Here is a 21,649-nt window from a genome sequence, read left to right on the forward strand (position 1 = left end):
GGGCGTCAGCCGGGCGTCAGCCGGCCGTCGCCGTCCGTCGCCGACGGGGTGTCGCGGCGCCAGTCGACGTGGAGCGACGTGTCGGCGGGTGGGGCCCGGAAGGGGTCGAGCTGGGCGCTGAGGTCGTCGTACGGGCGCGCCGCGACCCGCGACACGGCGGCCCACATGTCGCGCTCGTCGGCGAGGCTCGAGGGCAGGTCCAGCCCCATCGACGAGGCGAGCGGCTTGCGGCCCAGGTTGACCAGGGCTCGTACCGAAGCGGCCCAGTCGTCAGTCACGACGACGGCCACCCGGTACCAGAGCGCGGCGGCCGCGATCAGGATGACCGCCGCCACGCCCAGCGTGATCCTCTCGCGGCCGGCCCAGCCCAGCGCGGCGATCGCCGCGGCGGCCACCATCAGGTTGCCGTAGAGCAGGCAGATCAGGAAGTCGAGGGTGGTGCGCGCCTGGTCGGCGAACTTCCGTGCCTCCGCGGGGGCCGAGGAGTTCAGTTCGTACCACAGTAATTGCGAGTCGAGCCGGTAGCGGTCGTAGCCGTATTCCTCGAGCCGCCGGATGGCGTTGCCGAGCCGCGTCGGCAGCACCTGCCCGTCGTCGACCGGATATCGCCGCGCCCGCTCCTTCAGCAGGCCGAGATGCGCGAGATTCGCTTCCCAGCCCGCTTCGACGTAGGGCTTGAGGCGCGGGTCGGCCCGGACCTGCGCGAGCCTTTTCATGAGTTCCGGGCGGAGCGTTCGTTTCTCGGCCAGCTGCGAGAGCTCGACGAAGTCCCGCCGGCCCACGAGCAGGTGCTTCCGGTCGAGCTGCCGCCGGTGCGAATGGTCCAGCAGAGCGGAGACCGGATGGCGGATCATCTCCCGGCGCGACCATGCTGGCCGGGGGTGCCAGCCGACATATCCCTCGGCGAGCCGGTACAGCGGGACCTGCACGGCGGCCAGGAGCAGCCCCAGCAGGATCGCCGCGCCCAGCAGCGCCAGGCCTTGCCGTTCCACGTCGAGCCGGAGGGCCTGAGTGAGCCAGCCCGCCGGAACGGAGGGGGCGACCAGAAAACGGAACGCGACGACGGTGACTGCCGACGGCATGATCCAGCCGACCAGCAGAGCCCATCCGCCGCCGAGGACGCCCTTGAGGATGTCGCTCATGGTTCGGTCGGGAATTCCGTTCCCGGGGGACCGGATCGATCGGGCCCGGACTCCTCGCCGGCCACCACGGCTCCCCGAGCCGTCCGGTTGCGCACCTGATAGGTCACGGCTCCGGTGCCCGCCGTGCCGACGAAGAAGGCCAGAGTCGCGGTGACCCATTGGCCGGCCGTCACCGTGTCGAATCCGGTGTTCTCGCCCTGAAGGGCGGTCAGCAGGGCCGACAGGAAGGCGATCAGTCCGCTCGTGACCGCCGAGAAGATGGCCTTGGTACTGGTGCTCACGGGGCTCACCTCGCATCACCGCGCGGACCGTGTCTTCTTCCCAGAAGGCGCTCGACCCAGCGGCAAGTCAAGGGAAGTCCCGGAAGCGGACTGACGCGTTCGCGACGTGAGGCGGGGCTGGGTTTCACTTACGTTGCGGCTTGGTTGGCCGATGGGTACGGCCATGGACGTCACTGGTACGGCTCGGCGGTTCCGGGTGGATCCGGGGCTGCTCGGGCTGGCGGTGGCCGGGGTGGTCGTCGTCCTGTGGTTTTTGGCCGGGCCCGGTGGGGCCACCGTCTCGTGGGCCGTGCAGAGCGGGCTCGATGTGGCGATCGCGGTGTCCGCGTGGCGGCTGGCGCGGGCGTCGGCCGGGCGGCGGCATGCGCGGCGGTTCTGGCGGGCGGTGACCGCCACCGGGGTGGCCTGTGCGGTGGGGGACGGGTATCAGACCGGGTTGGCGGTCATGCACCTGTCCGGGCATCGGCCGAGTCCGGTGCAGACCGGGTTCGTCGTGGTCGGGATGCTGATCGCGATGGTGGCCATGGTCTGCCATCCGCTCGGTGGGGCGGGGCGGCAACGTCTGCGGTTGTGGCTCGACGCGGGGACCGTACTGGCCGCTGTCGCGGTTTTCGTCTGGTATTTCGTTCTCGCCGACGTGGTCGCCGAGGGCAACCGGGCCGAGGTGGCGGGCGCGGCGGTCGCTTCGGCGATCATGCTGTTGCTCAGTGTCGGGCTGCTCAAGCTGCTGCTCAGTGGGACCGCGCCGTTCGCCAAGGGTCCCGGGCTGCTGGCCGCCGCCGGTGTGGCCGGCACGGCGATCGCCGCGTCCACGGTGACCCTGCTGACCGGGACCGACGACCCGAGCGTGATCTACGTGTCGCAGCTGTTGCCGTGCCTGCTGATGCCGGTGGCGCTGCGCTGGCAGGAGCTGCGGAACCGGCGCCGCACCGAGACCGGACCGGTGGGACCGCGGCACGGCAGCCGGCTGCCCTACCTGGCCGTGGTCGCGGTTCAGCTGCTGCTGGTGGCGGCGCTGACCACGCGGAGCGCCGATCCGCAGGTGTGGGGCGTGTCGGTCGGGGCGGTCCTGATCACGGTGCTGGTGCTGAGCCGGCAGATGGCGGCGTTCACCGACAACGAGCGGATGCGCGAGTGGTTCCAGTCGGTCGTGCAGCATTCGTCGGACCTCACGCTGGTGGTGGGTGCCGACGGGCAGGTCCGCTTCGCGACCCCGGCCGCCCGGAAGATCCTCGGTACCGGCCCGGGCGAGCTGGTCGGTACGCTGCTGGCCGACCGGGTGCTGCCGGAGGACCGGCCCCGGCTGGCCGAGCTGGTGGCCCGGCTCGCGGCCGAACGCGGTGCCGACGCGGACGCCGAGTTGCGCCTGCGGCACACGGACGGGTCGTACCGCTGGCTCCAGGTCGTCGGGGTCGACCTGACCCCCAATCCCAGTGTGGCGGCGATCGTCTTCAACGCCCGCGACGTCACCGAGGCGCGGCGGCTGCACGACGAGCTGCGGCACCGGGCCACGCACGACGCGCTGACCGGGCTGGCCAACCGGAGCCTGCTGGAGCAGCGCCTCGACGAGATCCCCGCGGACGAGACGGTGACCGTGCTGCTGGTCGACCTGGACGGGTTCAAGCCGATCAACGATGAGTACGGGCATCACGCCGGCGATCAGGTGCTTGTCGCCGTCGCTGACCGGCTGAGCGTGATCGCTGAGCAGGGGCTGGCGGTCCGGCTCGGCGGCGACGAGTTCGCGCTTCTCGTTCATGGCGATATTTCGGACGAGGGAAGGGTGGCGGACGCCGTTGCCGAGCCGATCTGGATCACCGCTACCCAGCAGGTCACGGTCGGCGCCAGCGTCGGCCTCGCCACCGGCTCGCCCAGCGAGGGCGGCCGCCTGCTGCGCGAGGCCGACGCCGCGATGTACCGCGCGAAAGCGCTCAGCCCAGCCGCCGGCCGCAGGCGTGAGCGACCCTGAGAAGCGTCAGCCCAGCCGCCGGCCGTGAGCGACCCTGAGAAGGCGTCAGCCCAGCTGCTGGCCGTAGACGTGGGCGACCTTGAGGACCATCAGCACGCGGCGGTCGGACACCATCACCGATCGGTACTCCGCCCAGTCCGGGTGCTCGCCCGCGGCCTTGCGGTAGTAGTCCACCAGCGCCTCCACCTCCGGCCCGTCCGGGTCGTCGCCCGGCCCGATCAGCTCCACCGGGCCCTCGGCGGTCGCCCAGGCCCGGCCGTCGCCCCGGGTGACCTCCAGCGCCGCCCGCGGGTCCCGGCGCAGGTTGGCCGTCTTGGCCCGGCTGTCGGTGATCGACACGTAGATCCGCTCGGCGTCGCGGTCGTAGTACGGGGTGACGGGGGAGAGCTGCGGCAGGCCGTTCGCCTTGATCGTGGCCAGCACGCCGAGGCGGCTCTCTTCGAGGAGCGTACGAGGGTCGAAGTCAGACATGGGCCAGCACCTTTCGGAGAAGGGTGTTCACCGCTTCGCGGCCGGCGCGGTTGGCGCCGACAGTGGACTGGGAGGGGCCGAACCCGATCAGGTGGATCCGCGGATCCGCCGCGACCTGGGTGCCGATCAGCTGGATGCCGCCGCGCTCGTTGCGCAGGTGCAGCGGTTCGAGGTGCCTGAGGTCGGCCTTGAAGCCGGTCGCCCACAGGATCGCGCCGACCTCGGTGAAGGAGCCGTCGGCGTCGCGGACGCCGTGCGGTTCGATCGCGGTGAACATCGGGCGGCGTTCCAGCGCGCCGCGTTCCTTGGCTGCCAGGGCGTACGGGGTCCAGGCCAGATCCGTGTAGGAGACGACGCTCCCGGTGGGGTTGCCCGCTTCGACGTCCGCGACCACCTTGGCGATGATGCCGCTGCCGTCGAACTCGCCGACACTCTTGAACACCGGTTCCCGGCGCGTGTACCAGAACGTCGTGGCGACGCGGGAGATCTCTTCGAGTTGCTGTACGGCCGAGATCCCACCGCCGACCACGGCCACCCGCAGACCGGCGAACGCGTCGGCCGAGACGTACTCCTGGGAATGCAGTTGGATCCCGGCGAAGGTCTCCTGCCCCGGATAGTGCGGCCGCACCGGATTGGTCCACGTGCCGGTCGCGTTGATGATCGCCCGCGCGCTCCACCGCCCGTGATCCGATTCGACGATCAAAGTCTCTTCGGGCCCGGGCCGTACGGCGGTCACGCGCACCGGCCGCAGAATCGGCAGATCGCCGGCCTTCTCGAAGGCGGCGAAGTACCGGGGCACGGCCACCCGGCTCGGCTCGGCGGGGTCGAGCGGTGGCTTGGGGAACCCGGGAAGGTCGAAGATGCCGTTGACGGTCGCGATCCGCAGCGACTCCCACCGGTTCAGCCACGCCCCGCCGGGCGCCGGCGCCGCGTCCAGGACCACGAAGTCCACGCCCCGCCGCTTCAGGTGGTAGGCGGCCGACAGCCCGGCCTGACCACCACCGATGACCATCACCGTCACTTGGCGCACGACCGCCCCAACCCGCGAGATCACCCGCGTATTCCCCCCTTTTCTGACGCCCATCGCGCGAAAGGCGTGAGGGGTACGCCGAGCGCCCGCGCGAACTCGGGGCGGGCGGGCTGCGGCACCTCGTTCATGAGCCGGTTCGACAGGACGGCGTAGGCCGGCATCCCCGCGGCCAGCGCCTCCTGCTCACTCATGTCGGGTGCCGTCATCCCCATCACCCAGGCGATCGCGGTGAGCGGGAGATGGTCGCCGGCCAGTTCCAATTCCACGGCGTTCCAGGTGTACGGGTCGGTGACGGCGGCCGCCACGGCCGCGCCGATGTCGTCCACCGCGACGAGCGAGAGCCACGTGCCCGGCTTCAGGGTCGTGACGATCCCGCCCTCGAGGCCGCGCGGCAGCAGGTAGGCCGCCGACGGCAGGAAGTTCTCCATGAAGAAGCCGGGCCGGATCAGCGTCCAGAACTCGAAGCCGGCCTCCTTCACCCGGTCCTCGACGCCGGCCTTGGCCGCGTAGTACGGCCGCATCGGCGCCCAGCGCTCCTCCGCGGGCAGCCGCCGCGAGCCGGACACGGACGAGTGCACGAAGTGCCGCACGCCGGCCGCCCGTGCGGCCTCGATCAGGTTGACGGCCTGCCGCAGCTCGCCGTCGAAGTCGAACGTCCCGTCCTTCAGCGGCGGCATCTGCATGGAGAAGACGGCGCTGGCACCACGGACCGCCTCGGCCAGCGAGTCGCGGTCCTCGAGATCACCGACGGCGACCTCGGTGCCGGGCACGCCCTTGGCCGGATCGCGGACCAGACCTCGCACGGCGACGCCGGCTGCCAGCAGAGCGCGAGTGACCGCGCCTCCCTGCTGCCCGTTGGCGCCCACCACCAGGACAGACATGTGCACTCCTCGTCATCGAAACGGCGGGGCTCGCCGTTTCGTCTGGAGTAACATACGGCGGGGTCCGCCACTTATCAACCTGGAGATGACGCGATGCGCGCCGACGCCCGCCGCAACTACGCGCTGCTGCTGGCCGTCGCCACCGAGGCGATCGCCACCGAGGGCGCCGACGCTTCCCTGGAGCAGATCGCCCGTACCGCCGGGGTCGGCTCCGGCACCGTCCGCCGCCATTTCCCCACCCGGCACGCGTTGCTGGAGGCCGTCTTCCGCGGCCAGGTCGACACCCTGGCCACTCGGGCGGCCGGCCTCGCCGCCCATCCCGACCCCCGCGCCGCCCTCCTGGAATGGCTGGCCGCCGTCACGTCGTTCGCCTCCACCGTCCGCGGCCTGGCCGAGGCCCTGAACCGCGACCACACCGCCGATCCGTCCGAGCCCCACGACCATTGCGCCACCGCCCGCCTGACCGAGGCCGGCGCCCCGCTGGTGTCACGCGCGGCGTCCGCCCTGACCCCCGGCGTCACCATCACCGACCTGCTCAACCTGGTCACCGGGATAGCCCTGGCCACCGAACACCACCCCGACCCGGCCGCCGAGGCCACCCGCCTGCTGCACCTGACCGTCACCGGCGTGAGCCCCGCTCCCGCCGAGTGACGAGCAGGCTTTCGGCGGTCTCGACGACGGTGTCCTCGATGGGGCGGGGCTTCCAGCCGAGGAGGCGTTCGGCCTTGGCCGAGGTGGCGGCCAGGTCGCGGCCCAGAATCAGGCGCAGGGCCCGCATCCGGGGGTCGGCCTTGGCCAGGCCGCGGGCCACCGTCAGGGGCATCTCGCGGGTGGGTACCTTGGCCGCGCGGTCGCCGAGGCGGCCGCGCAGAATGGCGGCGATGTCGCGCTGCCACAGGCTGGGAACGGCGGTGGCGATGAAGCTCTCGCCCGGCGGCGGCCGGGGCGGTCATGGCCAGCAGGTGCAGGGCGGCGACGTCGCGGACGTCGACATAGCCGGTGGCGAACTTCAGCAGGGCCGGGGCCGAGCCGTCGAGCATGCTCGCGATGGCGTCGAGCGAGGGGGAGTGGTCAGGGCCGAGGACCGGGCCGAGTACGGCGGCCGGGTTGACCGTGGCCAGTTCGAGGCCGCGGCCCTCGCCGGCCACGAAATCCCAGGCCGCGCGTTCGGCCAGGGTCCTCGACCTTTGGCACAGGGCGAGGTCGGCGTCGAGGTTCGTCCAGTCCCGTTCGGTGAACGGGGTGTCGCGCGGCGGGTGCCCGTAGGCGATGGCGCCGATCGCCGAGGTCAGCACCACCCGCCGTACCCCGGCCCGGTGGGAAGCGCGAAGCACGCGCAAGGTGCCGTCGACGGCCGGGCGGACCATCTCGCCGTCGTCGCGCGGGACGTGGGTCAGCGTGGGTGAGGCGACGTGCAGCCTGTCAGCCGAGGATAAGAACTTTAGGGAAGGGAGCGTTCGTCATGGGGGAGCTGCTGCCGGTCGCGGCGACGGTCATACCGTGCCTGTCCCTGCTGGCCGTGGGCTGGCTCGCAGTTCCGGGTCTGCCGCCGCTTCCGGCCGGGGTCGCGTTCCTGGGCGTCTTCGCCGGCATCGGTCTGCTGATCGCGAGTGATCTGACCCGGCGGCGGAAAGCCGGCGGGCGCAGGCCGCTGCTGGTCGTCGCGGGCGTGCTGGCGGTGGCCCTGATCGCCCTGGCCATCGTGGTCACGGCCACCGGACCGCACCCCTGGCCGGCGGGGCAGCCGACCGTCGTGGACGGTGGCTACTTCCTCAACGTGCACGGGGCGCTCGTCCCGATCAGCGAGAGCGAGTACCGCGCCGACCTGAAGGCCGAAGTCGCGGCCTTCCTGTGCTTCGGCACGCTGCTCGGGGTGGCCGCGCTGGCCCGCCTGGGCGCCGCGGAACGCTGACGCGCTGAAACCGTTTACGCGGCGGGCAGTCATGTCACTGGCGGTGGAAGATGATGACGTCGTTGGTTCGGAGTGCTTCTCGGTAGCCGTAGGCCGGCAGGCGGTCGAGGGCGGCGGTCATCGTCACGAGGGCGGCCATGCTGGTGTCCGGCGGGGTGGTGACGGCCACCCACTCGGGGCGGACGTCGGGCTGCGGGTAGGCGGGGAACAGGTAGACGGTGCGGCGGGCGGTGAGTTGCGGCGCGAGTTTGTTGTCGGCGGCGACGTGGGCGCCGTCCGGTATTCGGGCGAGTGCCAGTTTCGCCTGCTGAGCTCGGGGGCTGACTCTCCAGTGGTCCGGGAGGCCGCGTATCGGTGCGGGGATCAGTATCGTCGCGGCCAGGGCGGCGACGCAGGCCGTCCGGGCCGGGCGGCCGGTGCCGATGGTGGGCAGCGCGTCGAGGAAGGCCACGAAGACGATGGGCATCAGGACGGCGCTGTACTGGAAGCCGGTGCCCCAGTAGGACGGGTTCGTCGACCAGAAGCGCCAGGCCAGCGTCGGTACGGCGGCGAGCAGCAGCGGCGATCGCAGCGAGAGGAACAGCGTCGGCGCCGCAAGCTCGAGCAGCGTGCGCAGTTTGACGGCGGGCAGGAACAGGCGCTGCAGCGGGTTCTGGCCGTCGGGGGCGGTGCTCCCGGCGTACGCGTAGACGTGGCCGGGGTTGAGCGCGGGCAGCAGCACGCCGACGATCAGGAGTCCCGCGCCGACCGCGACCAGGATCATCGCCGCGCCCAGACGGCGCCGGCCGCGCAGGGCCACGAGCAGGCCGATGACGGCCACCGTGGCCGGCAGGTCCTCCTTCACCGTGATGAGCGGCAGCGTCCACGCGGCGGCGGCGGCGAAACGGCGTTCGAGCAGCGCGGTCAGGCCGAACGCGAGCAGGGGAACGGCGAAGGCGACCTCGTGGAAGTCGAAGTCGATCGCGGACTGCAGACCCCAGGACAGGCCGTACGCCAGTCCGGCGCTCATCCCGGCGAGGCGGCCGGCGACGCGGGTGGCGAGCCGGGTGATCGGTATCGAGGACGCCGCGATCAGGGCGGCCTGGGCGATGAGCAGGGTGATCGGGCTGGGGGCGAGCCGGTAGAACGGGGCGAGGACGGCGAGGATCGGGTGGAAGTGGTCGCCGAGGAGGTTGAAGCCGGGCGCCTTGATCGTCGAGACGGGTGCGCCGAGGCCGGCGTAGCCGCGTACCGCCTGCTCGAAGATGCCGAGGTCGTAGCCGCTGGTCCGCAGCTGCCGATGCCGCTGGACCGACCAGCACGCGTAGGCGAGGAACAGGGCGGTGGCCAGGAGGTACGGCGTCCGGGTGGTTGCTCGTGGAGCGGTCGCGGGCATGCCGGGAGACTCCGGCGCCGCGGCTGAACCCCCGCTGAAGCAATCTGAAGAATGTTCAGGTCCGCGGTAGCTCGACGACGAGGCGCGCCCCGGCCGACGAGTCGGCCACGGACAGGCTTCCGCCGTGGCGCACGGCGATGTCACGGGCGATGGCCAGGCCCAGCCCGGCGCCGCCGTGGCGGCGATCGCGGGCTTCGTCGACGCGCGTGAACCGGTCGAAGACCCGTTCCCGTTCCGCCGCCGGGATGCCGGGGCCGTCGTCGAGGACCTCGACGCGCACCAGGCCCGGTTCGGCTTTCGTGACGGTCACGGTGACGCGGTCGCGGGCGTACCGGGCGGCGTTGTCCAGCAGGTTTCCCAGCAGCCTGGTCAGTTCCTGCTCGCGGCCGATCACCAGGGCCGGCTCCGGCGCCACCACGATGAACCTGTCGTCCGGCGGGGTCCGGTGGCCGCGTTCGCCGGCCAGTTCCTCGGCGAGCGCGGCCAGGTCGACCGGTTTCCCGGTGGGCGGGGCCGTCCGTTCCAGGCGGGCGAGCAGGAGCAGGTCGTCGGTGAGGTGCTGCAGCCGCTCGGTGGTGGACCGGACGGTGTTCAGGTCGGCGGCCTCGCCGTGTTCGAGGGCGACCTCGACGGTGTTGCGCAGGCCGGCCAGGGGGCTGCGCAGCTCGTGGGCGGCGTCGGCGACGAACTGCCGCTGCCGCTCGGCCGCGTCGGCGAGCCGGTCCAGGGTGGCGTTCATGGTCACCGCGAGCCGTGCGATCTCGTCGCCGGTGCGCGGCTCGGGCACCCGGCTGGTCCGGTCGGCCGCGGTGATGCGCGCCAGCTCGGCTCGCATCCGCTCCACCGGGCGCAGCGCCCGGCCCGCCACCAGCCAGGCGATCACGGCGACGAACAGGGCCGACGCGGGCACTCCGGGAATCAGCCAGCGGTCGACGCCGGCGACCGCGTTCTGCGCGCGCAGCGGCGAGGCGAGCGCGTAGACGGTGGCCACCACGTACCCCTTGGTGTCCTCGACGTTCATCGCGACGAGCGTGACGGTCTGCCCGTCGAGCTTGTGCCCCCGCTCGCCGTTGCGGGAGGGGCTCAGCAGGACGCTGACCCGGCCGGTCCAGCCGTCCTGCATGTCCGGCGGCCTGATGGGGAAGGTCAGGCCGCTCTCCCGGATGTAGTAGGCCATGCGTTCCTGGGCCAGCAGGACCTTGCCGCCCGTGTCGACGACCGCGTACGAGTCCGTGAAGAACGGGAACTTGTAGGAGTCGTTCTTCACACCGTCGGGCATGCGGCTGATGAGGGCACTCACCTCCTCCTCGCTCATCCCCGCGGTGGGACTCGGCGTCCGGTCGACGAGGGCTCCCGACTCGGCCTGGGATCGCGCCGCGGCGGTGTCGTAGGTCGCGGCGACGCCGCGGACGGTCTGCCGGGCGGTCTCGACGGACGCCGCCATGGCGTTGGTGTAGATGACGTGGCGCAGCCAGAGCGCCCCGCCCCCGAAGCACAACGCGGCCGCCAGCGCGGCGGCGGCCGCCGCCCGTACCCGTACCGAATTCAATTTCGGCAGCCGGCGCCTACGCATCGGTGTCCACCAGCCGGTAGCCGGCCCCGCGGACCGTTTCGATGCTCTGCCGGCCGAACGGCACGTCGATGCCGCGGCGCAGCGCGCGGATGTAGACCTCGACGATGTTCAGGTCGCCGTCGTAGGCCGCGTCCCACACCTCGTCCAGAATCTCCGCCTTGCTGACCACGGCGTTCGCCCGGCGGGCGAGGCAGGCCAGCACCGCGAACTGCTTGGCGGTCAGCGGGATCGGGGTCGGGCCGCGCGAACAGAGGCGTCGCGCCTGGTCCACGACCAGGTCGCCCACGGTCAGCACCACCGGCCGGTGTTCGCCACCGCGGCGCAGCAGGGCTCGCACGCGAGCCAGCAGGACCACGTACGAGAACGGCTTCGTCAGATAGTCGTCGGCCCCGGTGTCCAGGGCCTCGGCCTCGTCGTACTCGCCGTCCTTGGCCGTGAGCACCAGCACCGGCGTGCCGACCCGCGACTCCCGCAGCCGGGCGCACACCTGAAAGCCGTTCAGCCGCGGCAGCATCAGGTCGAGGATCACCGCCTGGTAGCCCTCGCTCAGGGCGTACTCGAGCCCCGTGCTCCCGTCGTGAACGACATCGACGCTGTAACCCTCGGCAACCAGACCGCGACGCAGAGACTCGGCCAGTTCCCGCTCATCTTCCACCACCAACAGCCGCACCGGGCCATCATCGCAGCTCATGCCCTCGGCAACCTGAAGCCTGTTTCAGGTTGGGAGGGTTGTCCGGTCTCTCTACCGTGTGCGGCGTGAAGATCTTGGCGTGGGTGGTGGTGGTGCCGGGGCTGGTCTGGGCTCTGCTGCGGATCAGTGGGTGGAGTCCGGGGGCCGTGGTGGTGGTGCTGCCCTTCACCCCGTACGCCGCAATCGCGTCTTTGATTCCGCTCGCCGTGGTTGTCGCGCGCAAGCAGTGGCGCGCCGCTGTGGTGGCGGGAGTGGCGACCGCGCTGCTCGCCGGGTGTGTGGTGGGACGGATCGTGCCGGACCGGGATCGCGGGCCCCGGGACGGGGTGGCGCTGACCGTGCTGAGCGCGAACATGCTGATCGGGCGGGCCGATCCGGAGGCCATCGTGCGGCGGGTCCGGGACGAGGACGTCGGCGTGCTGGCGCTGCAGGAGTTCACCGCGGCCGGGCAGGCGGCGCTGGCCCGGGCGGGACTCGAGCGGCTGCTGCCGTACTCGTCGATCGCGCCGCAACGCCTCCAGGATCCCTACGGGACCACCGGGTCGGCGCTCTACTCGCGGTATCCGCTCACCGGCGTCGGCTCCCGCCTCAACTACGGGGGCTTCCAGCAGGCGTACGGCACGGTGACGGCGCCCGGTGCGAAGCCGGTCGTCGTCGAGTCGGTCCACCCGGCGGCGCCGCACGCGCTGGAAGTGCTCGACGAATGGCGGCGGGACCTGCGGGACCAGCCCGGGCCGGACCGCATCCTGGCCGGTGACTTCAACTCCACCCTCGACCACAAGGAGCTGCGCGACCTGCTCGGCCGCGGCTACCGGGACGCGGCGGCGACCCTGGGCAAGGGCCTGGTGCCGAGCTGGGGCCCGTACGCGGACCGGACGATCCCGCCCATCACCATCGACCATGTGCTGGCCGACCGGACGATCGGGATCGACCGGTACGCGGCGTACGACCTGCCCGGCAGTGACCACCGCATGGTGCTGGCCGCGGTGGTCCTGCCGAGGGCGCGAGCCTAGGCCGGTTCGATCCAGATGTTGCGGTAGCGGACGTTGGCGCCCGGGTCGCCGTGGTCCTGCAGGCGGATCGGCAGGGCGGCCGGGCTCTCGGCGGCGCCGTTGCCGGTGGGGCCGTCGATGGTCACGTTGTTCTGCACGGTGACGCCGTTCCAGACGACGGTGACCCGGGCGTCCTCGGTCTTCGTGGTGCCGTTCCAGCGGGCGGCCCGGAACGTGATGTCGTACGTCTGCCAGGTCTCCGGCGCGGTGCCGGCGTTGGCGGTGGCCGCGCGCTTCAGATAGATCGCGGCGCTGTCGTCGTTGGCCAGGACCGCTTTCCCGTACGTGTCGAGGACCTGCACCTCATAGCGGTCCTGCAGGTAGATGCCGCTGTTGGCGCGCTGCTGACCGGTCACGTCAGCGGGGAGGTTGGGCAGCCAGAACTCGACGTGGAGCTTGAAATCCCCGTACGACTGCTTGGTCCTGAGGTCTCCACCCAGCACCTCGGCCGAACCGCCGGAGACGGGCCAGGCCGGCGCGCTGCCGTCGGCGTTGCGGAAGGCGTTCAGGCTCGCGCCGTCGAAGAGCGTGACCCGGCTCGGGCCGTTGTGGGTCCAGCGCTGCTGGGCGACGTCGGCCCACTCCCACAGCTGCACGGCGGTGCCGTCCGCGCTCGCCCCGCCGGCCGCGTCCAGCACCTTGCCCGACTGCGGGTTCAGCAGCGAGCCGTTGGCCTGGGCCTGCCACACCTGGGCGGCGCTGTTGTTGCACGTCCACAGCCGCACCTTGGTGCCGTTGGCGGTGCCGCCGTTGTCGACGTCCAGGCACTTGCCGAGCGCCCGCAGGGTGTCGCCCTCCCGCGTCCAGCTCTGCGCGGTCGAGCTGTTGCAGGTCCACAGTTGCACCTTGGCCCCGTCGGTGATGGTCGCGTTGTCCACGTCGAGGCACTTGCCGCCGATCCCGGTGATCGTGCCCGTCTTGTTCGTGCCGCCCGGACCGTTCGCGCCGACGGTCAGGCTGTCCAGGTTGACGTGCCCGGAGTCCCCGGTGTCGACCCGGTACGAGACGGTGTTGGCGCCCGCCCGCAGCGTCACCGTGTCGTTGAGAGCGGCCCAGGTGTCCCAGTTGCCGGTGTCGGCCAGGCTGACCTGCTTCACCCGGGTCCCGTTGACGTACAGGCTCATCGTCTTGGTCCCGGCGGCCGGGTTCGGGCCGTTGCTGTAGCGCAGCGAGATCGGGTACGCCCCGGCCGACGGCACGTTCAGCGTGAACGTCGTCGCCGAGCCGGCCGCGCCGTGCCCGGCCGAGAAACCCGAACCGGTGTAGCCGGTGTGGTCCTTGGCCACCGACGTGCTGCCGCTCAGACCCGACCACTCGGCCTCCACCCGGTCCGACTTCAGCGTGGTGCCGTCGGGCAGGCTGTTCAGCGTGTACCAGGCCTCGGTGCTCCACAGGGAGGCGTTGGACGCCGAGGTGAACGGCCGCGGCGAGCGGACGTGCACGACCCGGCCCGGCTTGAGCCCCGACAGTTTCAGCGTCACCTTGAGCCGGTCGGCCGACAGGGTGGCCGAGGTGACCGGCAGCGCCTCCTCGTCGACCTTCGGGCCGCCGTAGTCCGGCGTCGGCACGTACCGCCACTGCTCGGCGCGGTACCGGGCGGCCAGCTGGGCGGCGGTCGCGTCCGAGACCGGCTGCGTGTACTCGAGCTCGAAACCGCCGGCGACCGCCCGCATCGCCTTGATGTCGAAGACGCTCGCGTTGTTCGGCGTGAGCTTCTGCAGCCCGTACGTCAATTTGCCTTCCTGGCCCCAGTTGCCGCCGGCGCCGAGCCCGCCCGCGTAGAGCGCGCCGTCCGGGCCGACGCTCAGCCGCAGCACACCCATCTCCAGGCCCTGGGTGAGCCGGAAGACCGCGCCCTGGTACTGGCCGTTGACCTTCTCCAGGTACGCCCGTTGAAGCCCACCGTAGGTGACGTCGCCGAACAGCATCTGACCCGCGTACGGACCCGAGTTGAGCATGACCGGCGTACTCGGCGAATTGGCGATCTCGTTCTGCGGCAGCCACAGCACCGGCTGGGTGACCGGCTGGAGATCGAACGGCCCGTCCGGGTTGGTGTAGTGGTTGAAGAAGCGGTCCTGCTTGATCTGCACGAGCTTCGAGGCGGGCAGCCACCCGCCCTGGTTGTCCAGAACGAAGATGTCCCCCTCGGGCCCGAAGTTGATGCCGTTCGGCGTGCGCAGCCCACCGGCGACGTACTGCACGGCCCCGGTCGACCGGTTGATCTTCAGCGTGGTCCCGCGGTTGGGCGAGCCCTGCGGATCGGTGGTGGCGCCGCCCAGGTTGATCGACACGGACAGGTTCAGATAGAAGAACCCGTCCTGGTACAGCAGCCCGAACGCGAACTCGTGGAAGTTCCCGTCGAACGGCCAGGTGGCGACCCGCCGGTACTGGTCGATGACGCCGTCGCCGTTGGTGTCGTCGAGCTCGGTCAGCTCGTGCTTCTGCGACACATAGATCTTCCCGTCGACGATCTTCAGCCCCATCGGTTCCCGCAGGCCGGAGGCGATCTTCTTGTACGTCACCTGGCTGGGCGACGTCGTGCCGGTGACCCCGCTGAGCACGTAGACCTCGCCCGCCACGGTGTCACTGCCACCCCAGGTGGCGATGGCGAGGCGGCCGTCGGGGAACCAGTCCATGGCGCTGACCTGCGGCTGGAAGCCGGTGGGCCGCAGGTTGGTCAGCGTGTAGCCCGGGTGCACGCCGGTCAGGGGCAGGCCGTCGCCCGGGCTGTCCCCGGCGCCCTCGCACTCCTTCTTGCCGGGCGCGGTCACCCGCACCACACCGGCGTCGGTGCTGAGGGCGCTGGCGGGTACCAGGGTGTACGCGGTGGCGCCGGGCGGCCGCCACTCGAGGGTCAGTTGCTGGCCGCCGTCGCGCTCGAAGAAGTCGATGTGCAGCCCGTGATACCCGGTGGTGAGGGTGACGGACCCCTCGACGGCGGTGGGCCCGTGCGCGCCGTCGTTGTTGACGACGGTGGTCCCGTCGATGAGCAGCCGGGACCCGTCGTCGCTGGTCAGCCGGAACCCGTACGACCCGGCGGTGGTGATGGTGACGTTCCCGATCACCTCGGACTGGAACCGGTCCTCCAGCCCGAAGTCGGCCGAGGTGGTCCAGTTGATCGCCGGCATCTTCTTGTCGACGTTGGGCGTCTGCCCGGCCTTGAGCGTGCAGATCGAGTCACGCGAGGTCTGCAGGTCGAACGTACGAAGGGTGACACCCGCTTCTTGCGGCGGCACGGCCGCGGCGGCGGGCAGAGCGGGCACCAGTCCCACCAGGGTGACGGCAGCGAGCAGGGCAAACGGCTTCTTCCTCATAGCACCGTCCAGACCTCGACGAGTATCGATGGCCGCCACCGTAGGCCCACTTCTGCACGCGAGTAAACAACTTTGGCACATTCATCGAAAAGTCTTGTTTCCGATTACGGCCGGTCCCGCATCCCGCCGCTGGCCAGGCACTATACGAAGCAAGGAGCGCGATATCTGTTCACCTACTTGCCGATTGCGGCGAGGGCGATAACCTCTCCGTGCTCGCCGCAGGCATCGGCGTCTCCAGGGTCACCGCCTACCGCTGCCGCGACGAAGCCGCCCGCGTCCTGGCCGTGACCGCATCGGGCCTGCACGACACCCTGCGTCGCGCTGCCGCCGACGGCTGGTCCCACGTCATCCCCGACGGGAAGGTCTTCACCACTGGCCGCTGCGCCGAAAAACACCAGCGTGAAGGGCGAATCGCGCACCGCTACCCATCGATTCCTCGCTGAGATCACCTCAGTGAGTCGTCGTTTCACCCAGCCACCTGTACTTATACGATGAGAACGCTTTGCGGCGTCACGGTGAACGCGATTAGCCCGCCAGATAGGGGGAAGGCCTATCCGGCGGGCGGAGATGCGAAAGCTAGCGGCCGGCCGAAGTGATCAGCTCGGCGGGAAGTTCAATTAGAAGGCGATCTGCCTCTGCTGTGAACCGCTGAGCTGAGTGGAATAGCCGGATCGGAGCGTGGCCACAATGGCTTCGATCCTGTTCGCCGCCTCCAGGGCGGCCCGGAGCGAGTCGAGCGCGACATCTCGTACGTCGCTGCGGTTCGTGCTGCGAAACGAATGAGTCACCTTGAATCCGCTGGGCGTTTCGATCGTGGTCCCGAAAGAAGCCATTGGCCACGAGAAATTGGCACTGGCCCCGAAGTTCGGCGTCCCGAGACGGAAATTAGCGGTTCGGGCATCGCAAGGCTGTGGCGCGGAATTGGGCATTGGAGGCTCCTGTATGGGGAGTGAGGTGAGAAGGAATTCAATTCTGCGTCGACGCTACGCCTGTCGCTTCTATGGTCACAAGGCAGGATTTACCAGGATAAGAAAAGGATCAATCCACCGCGCTCCGCTCAATGATGAATACGAGGGGCGAGCGTCGCTGGTTCGGAATAATCTTCACGCTTTCGAGTGGTTCGAAGCGGTGCTACCCGGGTCCGGAAATGCGCGCCGCACACGGTGATCGGCTTTGTTCGCGGTCTGGACGGCGCGGGATGCGGTGAAAAGTCCTACGCCTGCCGAGGAGGCGAGCTCATCCGCTGATCGCCTGGCGGAGCATGGGGCGGTGGCGGGCGATCCATGAGGCGCTGCGGGCTCGCCAGGTGATGGCCCACAGGGTGGGGTAGCCGTTGGCGGCGATGGCCGCGGTGCTGTCGATCGTCACGCCCTCGGCGAGCGCCTCGTGGCGTGCGCTGTGGATCGCCACGTCGGCCAGGCGGTCGACCAGGTCGTCTCGTGCGGACCGGGGGAGGCCGTAACCGTCGACGATGGCCCGGGCGTGGCGGGCGCGGGTCGCGGCGTCGGGCAGGCCCTGCGTCTCGGCGACGTCGTCGTCGACGAGCTGGGCGTTCAGCCACACGGTCTCGGCTAGCTCCCACAGCCGATCCACCGGGCCGGCGAACTCCCAGTCGATGAACGCGTCGGGCCGCCTGTGCCGGCCGACGATGTTCCACGCCCCCGTGTCGCAATGGCCGATCACGATGTCGTCGCCGCCGAGGTCGCGTAGCCAGTTCGGCTTCCAGACGGCGCCGGCGGGCGGGGTGAACGTTGCCGTCGCGTCGTGCAGGCCGCGCAGCAGAGCTCCCACGCCGCCGACGGCCTCGTCCGGCCACGCGTGCGGATGGGGAGACTCGCCCGGGATGAAGCTGTATCCGTCGCCGACCACCCGCGGTGCTCCGGCGAAGCCGACCCGCTCCAGGTGCTTGAGCAGGGCGAACACCGCGGGCGTCCACGGGCCGGCCGTCTTGTGGACGACGCCGTCGGCCAGAACCGCGTCCGCGAGAGGCTCGCCGAGATGATCAGAGGGCTTCATGACCGCCGCAATCGTCATCTCGGAGGGCGGTGAGCAGCAGGTCGAGGCCCAGTTCGAAGGCGCGGTCGGCTCGGGGGCGGCCCTGGCCGGCGGCCTCGATGGCGGCGAGCAGGACGGGGGTGCGGGCCTTGGACTTGTCCCAGACCTGGTCGGGGGCGGCCACGTCGAGGGCCGAGCCGATGACGAAGCTGTCCAGCACCGTGATGACGTCGAGCAGGCGGTCGGTGGGGATGCCGGCGTCGCTGAGCACGGTGGCGATGTCGTCGTACATGCGCACGACGTCGGGGGAGGAGACCGTGTGCGCGGTGAGCATCGGGATCAGCCGGGGGTGGCGGGCGAAGGCGTCGCGGTAGTGGCGCAGCAGCGCGCGCAGGGCGTCGTCCCAGGCCGCCTCGCGCCGGGTGAAGGGTTCCTCGGCGAAGACGCGGGCCCGCATGGCCTCGACGATCTCGGTTTTGCCGGCCACGTGGTTGTAGAGCGACGACGGGCGTACGGACAGGGCGGCCGCGACCTCGCCCATCGTGAACTCGCCCTGCGCGTCCACCAGCTTCAGCGCCGTCGTGGCGATCTTGCTGACCGACAGTTTCGGCGTGGCCGGTCGCCCCACGGAACTCCCCTCGACAAGCGCTCGAACGACCACCATACTAAAACGAACGACATTCGTTTGTCCCCCGACGGCGAGGAAGAAGACATGCGCCTGATCAGCTCCGGTCCGCGGGACTCGCCCGCCCGGGTGCACGAGCCGGCCCGGCCGCCGCTGCGGATCGGCCTCGTCCAGCACCGGTGGCGCGCGGACGCCGGCGAGCTCAAGGACGCGCTGCTCGGCGGCATCGGGCAGGCGGCGGCCGACGGTGCGCAGATCGTCTTCCTGCCGGAGCTGACGCTGTCGCGCTATCCGGCCTTCGAGGAGCCCACGGGCGTACCGTCGGACGCCGCGGAAGACCTCCTGACCGGGCCGACGGTGTCCTTCGCGGCCGAAGCCGCCCGCAAGTTCGGCATTCCGGTCCACGCCTCGCTGTACGAGAGGAACGGGACCGACGCGCTCGGCTACAACACCGCGGTGCTCGTCGGCCCCGAGGGCCGGGTGCTCGGGCGTACCCGCAAAACCCACATCCCGGTCACCGAGGGGTACGTGGAGGACAAGTATTTCCGTCCCGGGCCGGCCGAGGACGCGTACCCGGTCCATCGCCTCGACGATGTCGGTCTCGGGCTGCCGACCTGCTGGGACGAGTGGTTCCCCGAGGTGGCGCGCCTCTACGCGCTGGGCGGGGCCGACCTGCTCGCGTACCCGACCGCCATCGGCTCCGAACCCGATCACCCGCACTTCGACACGCAGCCGTTGTGGCAGCAGGTGATCGTCGGTCACGCCATCGCCAACGGGCTGTTCATCGCCGTGCCCAACCGCACCGGCGACGAGGGCCGGATCAGCTTCTACGGCTCCTCCTTCATCGCCGACCCGTACGGCCGGATCCTCGCCCAGGCCCCTCGCGACTCCGAAGCCGTGCTCGTCGCCGACCTCGACCTCGATCAGCGCCGCGACTGGCTCACCCTTTTCCCGTTCTTCACGACCAGGCGACCTGAGACGTACGGAGGTCTCGCGTGACGCCGGCGCCGTGGCGGATGCCCGCCGAGACCGAACCGCACGACTGCACCTGGATGGCGTGGCCGTCCAGTGGATACACGCTGGGCGAGGACGCCGACGAGGCCCGGCGCGCCTGGGCGTCCGTGGCTCTCGCGGTGGCCGAGTTCGAGCCGGTACGCATGGTGGTCGACCCCGGCGCGGTGCCACACGCCCGCAAGTGGCTCGGCTCGGACGTGGAACTGCTCGAGGCGCCGCTCGACGACGCGTGGATGCGCGACATCGGGCCGACCTTCGTCGTGGGCCCGCAAGGGCTGGGCGCTGTCGACTGGGTGTTCAACGGCTGGGGTCAGCAGAGCTGGGCCCGCTGGGCGAAGGACGCGCGGATCGCCCGCCGGGTCGCCGAATGGGCCGGCGCCACGGTGATCGACTCGGCGATGGTCAACGAGGGCGGCGGCCTCCACGTCGACGGCGCCGGGACCGTCCTCGTGACGGAGACCGTGCAGCTCGACCCCGGCCGCAATCCCGGCTGGGGCCGGGACGACGTCGAGAGAGAACTTCGGCGTACCTTGGGCGTACGCGATGTGGTGTGGCTGCCTAGGGGCCTGACCAGGGATTACGGGGAGTTCGGCACGCGCGGGCACGTCGACATCGTGGCCACCGTGCCGTCGCCGGGGACCGTGCTGTTGCACGTCCAGCCGTCCCCGGACCACCCCGACCACGCGATCGGCGCGGCGCTCCGCGACGCGCTGCCGGCCCAGTGGCGGGTGGTCGAGCTGCCGGCGCCGGAACGGCTGGCGGACGGGGACGGGCCGGTCGACCACAGCTACGTCAACCATCTCGTCTGCAACGGCGGGGTGGTGGCCGGCACGTTCGGCGACCCGCGGGACGCGGCCGCGCTCGAGGTGCTCGCCGCCGCGTACCCGGGACGGAACGTCGTCGGGGTCGACGCGCGTGTGATCTTCGCGCGCGGCGGGGGTATTCACTGCATCACACAGCAGCAACCGAGGGTGGAACCGTGAACGACGTGGATGTGGTGGTGGTCGGCGCCGGAGTGACCGGCCTGACCGCGGCCGTGCGCCTGCGGGAGGCCGGCCTCGACGTGGTCGTCCTCGAGGCGCGCGACCGGGTCGGTGGGCGCCTGCTGACGGAGACCGTCGACGGCGTACGGCTGGAGATCGGGGGTCAATGGGTCTCGCCCGACCAGACGGCGCTGCTCGCGATGATCGACGAGCTGGGACTGACGACGTATCCGCGGTACCGCTCGGGCGAGTCGGTCTACATCGGCCGTGACGGCGTCCGCAAGACGTTCCACGGTGACGCGTTCCCGGTGCCGGCGGAAACGGCGGTGGAGATCAAACGGGTGGCCGCCGAACTCGACCGGCTGGCCGCGCAGATGGATCCGCTCGTGCCGTGGGACCACCCGCTGGCCGTGGAACTCGACCAGATGTCGTTCGCCCACTGGCTCTCGTCGCAGACCAGCGATCAGGAGGCGCGCGACAACATCGGCCTCTACATCGGCCCGGCGATGCTGACCAAGCCGGCGCACACTTTCTCGGCGCTGTCGGCGGTGCTGATGGCGGCCAGCGCGGGAGGTTTCGCCCACCTGCTCGACGCCGACTTCATCCTCGACCGCCGCGTCGACGGCGGGCTGCAGGAGGTGCCGCTGCGGCTGGCCGCGCGTCTGGAGGGCCTGGTTCGGCTCTCCACGCCGGTCGACCAGATCTCGTGGGACGGCACGTCGGCCGTGGCCGGCGGCTACCGGGCGCGCCACGTCGTCCTGGCGGTGCCGCCGACGCTGGTCAACCGGATCCGCTTCGCGCCGGCGTTGCCGCCGGTCCAGGCGCAGATGCGCCAGCATCAGTCCTTCGGGCTGGTCGTCAAGCTGCACATCACGTACGAGACCCCGTTCTGGCGCGAGGAGGGACTGTCGGGAACGGCGTTCAGCCCGTACGCGCTGGTGCACGAGGCGTACGACAACAGCAACGAGGACGTGGCCGGCGACGACCGGGGCATCCTGGTCGGCTTCGTCTCCGACGTGCGCGCCGACGCCCTGCTCGCCCTGGACGCCGGCACCCGCCGGGAGGAGGTGCTGACGTCGCTGGCCGCGTACTACGGCCCCGGGGCCTTGTCGCCGGTGGCGTACTACGAGAGCCCGTGGCAGTCCGACGAGTGGACGGCGGGCGCTTTCGGAACGAGCTTCGACATCGGTTCGCTGACCCGCTACGGCCGTCACCTGCGCACCCCGGTCGGCCCGCTGTCCTTCGTGAGCAGCGACGTGGCCGGCCTGGGCTTCCAGCACGTCGACGGCGCGATCCGCATGGGCGAGGCGGCCGCGGCCGCCATCGTCGAGCAGCGGTAGTCGG

General features: G+C 71.0%; 20 protein-coding genes and 1 pseudogene. 8 read left to right on the forward strand and 13 right to left on the reverse strand.

What is annotated here, in order from left to right; all coding sequences use genetic code 11:
* Positions 1 to 5: 5 nt before the first annotated feature.
* Positions 6 to 1,142, reverse strand: coding sequence for a hypothetical protein (locus ACGFJ7_RS31680; protein ID WP_392645393.1), 1,137 nt, complete (start codon positions 1,140 to 1,142; stop codon positions 6 to 8).
* Positions 1,139 to 1,423 (reverse strand): hypothetical protein, encoded by a 285-nt coding sequence (locus tag ACGFJ7_RS31685; protein WP_392645395.1) that lies wholly within the window; start codon positions 1,421 to 1,423, stop codon positions 1,139 to 1,141. The genes ACGFJ7_RS31680 and ACGFJ7_RS31685 overlap by 4 nt, the downstream gene beginning before the upstream one ends.
* Positions 1,424 to 1,586: 163 nt before the next feature.
* Here ACGFJ7_RS31685 and ACGFJ7_RS31690 point away from each other — a divergent pair, with 163 nt between their 5' ends.
* Complete coding sequence (locus ACGFJ7_RS31690) at positions 1,587 to 3,389, forward strand: diguanylate cyclase (protein ID WP_392645397.1); 1,803 nt, start codon at positions 1,587 to 1,589, stop codon at positions 3,387 to 3,389.
* A gap of 45 nt (positions 3,390 to 3,434) precedes the next feature.
* Here ACGFJ7_RS31690 and ACGFJ7_RS31695 read toward each other — a convergent pair whose 3' ends face one another.
* From ACGFJ7_RS31695 to ACGFJ7_RS31705, 3 genes are read right to left on the reverse strand one after another with little or no spacing between them, the layout of a single operon-like run.
* Entirely contained in the window at positions 3,435 to 3,860 is a 426-nt protein-coding gene (locus ACGFJ7_RS31695; RefSeq protein ID WP_360259958.1) for a PPOX class F420-dependent oxidoreductase, read from the reverse strand.
* Entirely contained in the window at positions 3,853 to 4,914 is a 1,062-nt protein-coding gene (locus tag ACGFJ7_RS31700) for an FAD-dependent oxidoreductase (RefSeq protein WP_392645399.1), read from the reverse strand. Before ACGFJ7_RS31700 ends, ACGFJ7_RS31695 begins: the two co-directional genes overlap by 8 nt.
* Positions 4,911 to 5,771, reverse strand: a complete 861-nt coding sequence (locus ACGFJ7_RS31705; RefSeq protein WP_392645401.1) for an NmrA family NAD(P)-binding protein — start codon at positions 5,769 to 5,771, stop codon at positions 4,911 to 4,913. The genes ACGFJ7_RS31700 and ACGFJ7_RS31705 overlap by 4 nt, the downstream gene beginning before the upstream one ends.
* A gap of 93 nt (positions 5,772 to 5,864) precedes the next feature.
* On the opposite strand from ACGFJ7_RS31705, the gene ACGFJ7_RS31710 reads away from it, so the two are divergent.
* Positions 5,865 to 6,422 carry a TetR/AcrR family transcriptional regulator gene (locus ACGFJ7_RS31710; RefSeq protein ID WP_392645403.1) on the forward strand — a complete coding sequence of 186 codons (558 nt, stop codon included), beginning with the start codon at positions 5,865 to 5,867 and terminating at the stop codon, positions 6,420 to 6,422.
* On the opposite strand, the gene ACGFJ7_RS31715 is transcribed toward ACGFJ7_RS31710, so the two are convergent.
* Both ACGFJ7_RS31715 and ACGFJ7_RS31720 read right to left on the reverse strand, forming a co-directional pair.
* The gene (locus ACGFJ7_RS31715; protein ID WP_360259966.1) at positions 6,391 to 6,594 is read right to left on the reverse strand and encodes a hypothetical protein; all 204 of its coding nucleotides are present in this window, start codon (positions 6,592 to 6,594) and stop codon (positions 6,391 to 6,393) included. The two genes, ACGFJ7_RS31710 and ACGFJ7_RS31715, sit on opposite strands and share 32 nt — an antisense overlap.
* A gap of 169 nt (positions 6,595 to 6,763) precedes the next feature.
* A pseudogene (locus ACGFJ7_RS31720) lies at positions 6,764 to 7,138 on the reverse strand (NAD-dependent epimerase/dehydratase family protein); the annotation flags it as partial.
* A gap of 95 nt (positions 7,139 to 7,233) precedes the next feature.
* Between ACGFJ7_RS31720 and ACGFJ7_RS31725 the strand changes: the two are divergent.
* The gene (locus tag ACGFJ7_RS31725; RefSeq protein WP_392645405.1) at positions 7,234 to 7,683 is read left to right on the forward strand and encodes a hypothetical protein; all 450 of its coding nucleotides are present in this window, start codon (positions 7,234 to 7,236) and stop codon (positions 7,681 to 7,683) included.
* A gap of 34 nt (positions 7,684 to 7,717) precedes the next feature.
* Here the strand turns inward: ACGFJ7_RS31725 and ACGFJ7_RS31730 are convergent, their stop codons facing one another.
* Genes ACGFJ7_RS31730 through ACGFJ7_RS31740 form a run of 3 tightly spaced genes read right to left on the reverse strand, consistent with a single transcriptional unit; the run spans position 7,718 to position 11,301 of the window.
* A complete protein-coding gene (locus ACGFJ7_RS31730) occupies positions 7,718 to 9,058 on the reverse strand; it encodes a DUF2079 domain-containing protein (RefSeq protein ID WP_392645407.1) in 1,341 nt (446 codons plus the stop codon).
* 55 nt (positions 9,059 to 9,113) lie between these two features.
* Complete coding sequence (locus ACGFJ7_RS31735) at positions 9,114 to 10,631, reverse strand: HAMP domain-containing sensor histidine kinase (RefSeq protein WP_360259971.1); 1,518 nt, start codon at positions 10,629 to 10,631, stop codon at positions 9,114 to 9,116.
* Complete coding sequence (locus ACGFJ7_RS31740) at positions 10,624 to 11,301, reverse strand: response regulator transcription factor (protein WP_392645408.1); 678 nt, start codon at positions 11,299 to 11,301, stop codon at positions 10,624 to 10,626. Before ACGFJ7_RS31740 ends, ACGFJ7_RS31735 begins: the two co-directional genes overlap by 8 nt.
* An 86-nt stretch (positions 11,302 to 11,387) precedes the next feature.
* On the opposite strand from ACGFJ7_RS31740, the gene ACGFJ7_RS31745 reads away from it, so the two are divergent.
* Positions 11,388 to 12,335: an endonuclease/exonuclease/phosphatase family protein gene (locus ACGFJ7_RS31745; protein ID WP_392645409.1), complete on the forward strand. Its 948-nt coding sequence runs from the start codon at positions 11,388 to 11,390 to the stop codon at positions 12,333 to 12,335.
* On the opposite strand, the gene ACGFJ7_RS31750 is transcribed toward ACGFJ7_RS31745, so the two are convergent.
* On the reverse strand, positions 12,332 to 15,688 hold the full coding sequence (locus ACGFJ7_RS31750) for a family 16 glycoside hydrolase (protein WP_360259975.1): 3,357 nt from the start codon (positions 15,686 to 15,688) through the stop codon (positions 12,332 to 12,334). The genes ACGFJ7_RS31745 and ACGFJ7_RS31750 overlap by 4 nt on opposite strands.
* Before the next feature lie 209 nt (positions 15,689 to 15,897).
* Between ACGFJ7_RS31750 and ACGFJ7_RS31755 the strand changes: the two genes are divergently transcribed.
* Positions 15,898 to 16,131, forward strand: a complete 234-nt coding sequence (locus ACGFJ7_RS31755; RefSeq protein WP_392645411.1) for a hypothetical protein — start codon at positions 15,898 to 15,900, stop codon at positions 16,129 to 16,131.
* A 793-nt stretch (positions 16,132 to 16,924) separates the two neighbouring features.
* On the opposite strand, the gene ACGFJ7_RS31760 is transcribed toward ACGFJ7_RS31755, so the two are convergent.
* Entirely contained in the window at positions 16,925 to 17,704 is a 780-nt protein-coding gene (locus tag ACGFJ7_RS31760; protein ID WP_360259979.1) for a hypothetical protein, read from the reverse strand.
* Positions 17,691 to 18,311, reverse strand: coding sequence for a TetR/AcrR family transcriptional regulator C-terminal domain-containing protein (locus ACGFJ7_RS31765; RefSeq protein WP_360259982.1), 621 nt, complete (start codon positions 18,309 to 18,311; stop codon positions 17,691 to 17,693). The genes ACGFJ7_RS31760 and ACGFJ7_RS31765 overlap by 14 nt, the downstream gene beginning before the upstream one ends.
* Positions 18,312 to 18,395: 84 nt before the next feature.
* Between ACGFJ7_RS31765 and ACGFJ7_RS31770 the strand changes: the two genes are divergently transcribed.
* The 3 genes from ACGFJ7_RS31770 to ACGFJ7_RS31780 are packed head-to-tail and all read left to right on the forward strand — an operon-like array spanning position 18,396 to position 21,645.
* Entirely contained in the window at positions 18,396 to 19,307 is a 912-nt protein-coding gene (locus tag ACGFJ7_RS31770) for a nitrilase-related carbon-nitrogen hydrolase (RefSeq protein WP_392645413.1), read from the forward strand.
* A complete protein-coding gene (locus ACGFJ7_RS31775) occupies positions 19,304 to 20,305 on the forward strand; it encodes an agmatine/peptidylarginine deiminase (RefSeq protein WP_392645415.1) in 1,002 nt (333 codons plus the stop codon). Before ACGFJ7_RS31770 ends, ACGFJ7_RS31775 begins: the two co-directional genes overlap by 4 nt.
* Positions 20,302 to 21,645, forward strand: a complete 1,344-nt coding sequence (locus ACGFJ7_RS31780; RefSeq protein ID WP_392645417.1) for a flavin monoamine oxidase family protein — start codon at positions 20,302 to 20,304, stop codon at positions 21,643 to 21,645. Before ACGFJ7_RS31775 ends, ACGFJ7_RS31780 begins: the two co-directional genes overlap by 4 nt.
* Positions 21,646 to 21,649: the final 4 nt, after the last annotated feature.

It is taken from the genome of Actinoplanes sp. NPDC048988, from assembly GCF_043197815.1.
Lineage (GTDB): Bacteria > Actinomycetota > Actinomycetes > Mycobacteriales > Micromonosporaceae > Actinoplanes.

Coding starts and splice junctions, on each gene's coding strand:
- ACGFJ7_RS31680 (WP_392645393.1), bottom strand. CDS start 1,142: ATGAGCGACATCCTCAAGGGCGTCCTCGGCGGCGGATGGGCTCTGCTG.
- ACGFJ7_RS31690 (WP_392645397.1), top strand. CDS start 1,587: ATGGACGTCACTGGTACGGCTCGGCGGTTCCGGGTGGATCCGGGGCTG.
- ACGFJ7_RS31695 (WP_360259958.1), bottom strand. CDS start 3,860: ATGTCTGACTTCGACCCTCGTACGCTCCTCGAAGAGAGCCGCCTCGGC.
- ACGFJ7_RS31705 (WP_392645401.1), bottom strand. CDS start 5,771: ATGTCTGTCCTGGTGGTGGGCGCCAACGGGCAGCAGGGAGGCGCGGTC.
- ACGFJ7_RS31710 (WP_392645403.1), top strand. CDS start 5,865: ATGCGCGCCGACGCCCGCCGCAACTACGCGCTGCTGCTGGCCGTCGCC.
- ACGFJ7_RS31715 (WP_360259966.1), bottom strand. CDS start 6,594: ATGCCCCTGACGGTGGCCCGCGGCCTGGCCAAGGCCGACCCCCGGATG.
- ACGFJ7_RS31725 (WP_392645405.1), top strand. CDS start 7,234: ATGGGGGAGCTGCTGCCGGTCGCGGCGACGGTCATACCGTGCCTGTCC.
- ACGFJ7_RS31730 (WP_392645407.1), bottom strand. CDS start 9,058: ATGCCCGCGACCGCTCCACGAGCAACCACCCGGACGCCGTACCTCCTG.
- ACGFJ7_RS31735 (WP_360259971.1), bottom strand. CDS start 10,631: ATGCGTAGGCGCCGGCTGCCGAAATTGAATTCGGTACGGGTACGGGCG.
- ACGFJ7_RS31750 (WP_360259975.1), bottom strand. CDS start 15,688: ATGAGGAAGAAGCCGTTTGCCCTGCTCGCTGCCGTCACCCTGGTGGGA.
- ACGFJ7_RS31760 (WP_360259979.1), bottom strand. CDS start 17,704: ATGAAGCCCTCTGATCATCTCGGCGAGCCTCTCGCGGACGCGGTTCTG.
- ACGFJ7_RS31770 (WP_392645413.1), top strand. CDS start 18,396: ATGCGCCTGATCAGCTCCGGTCCGCGGGACTCGCCCGCCCGGGTGCAC.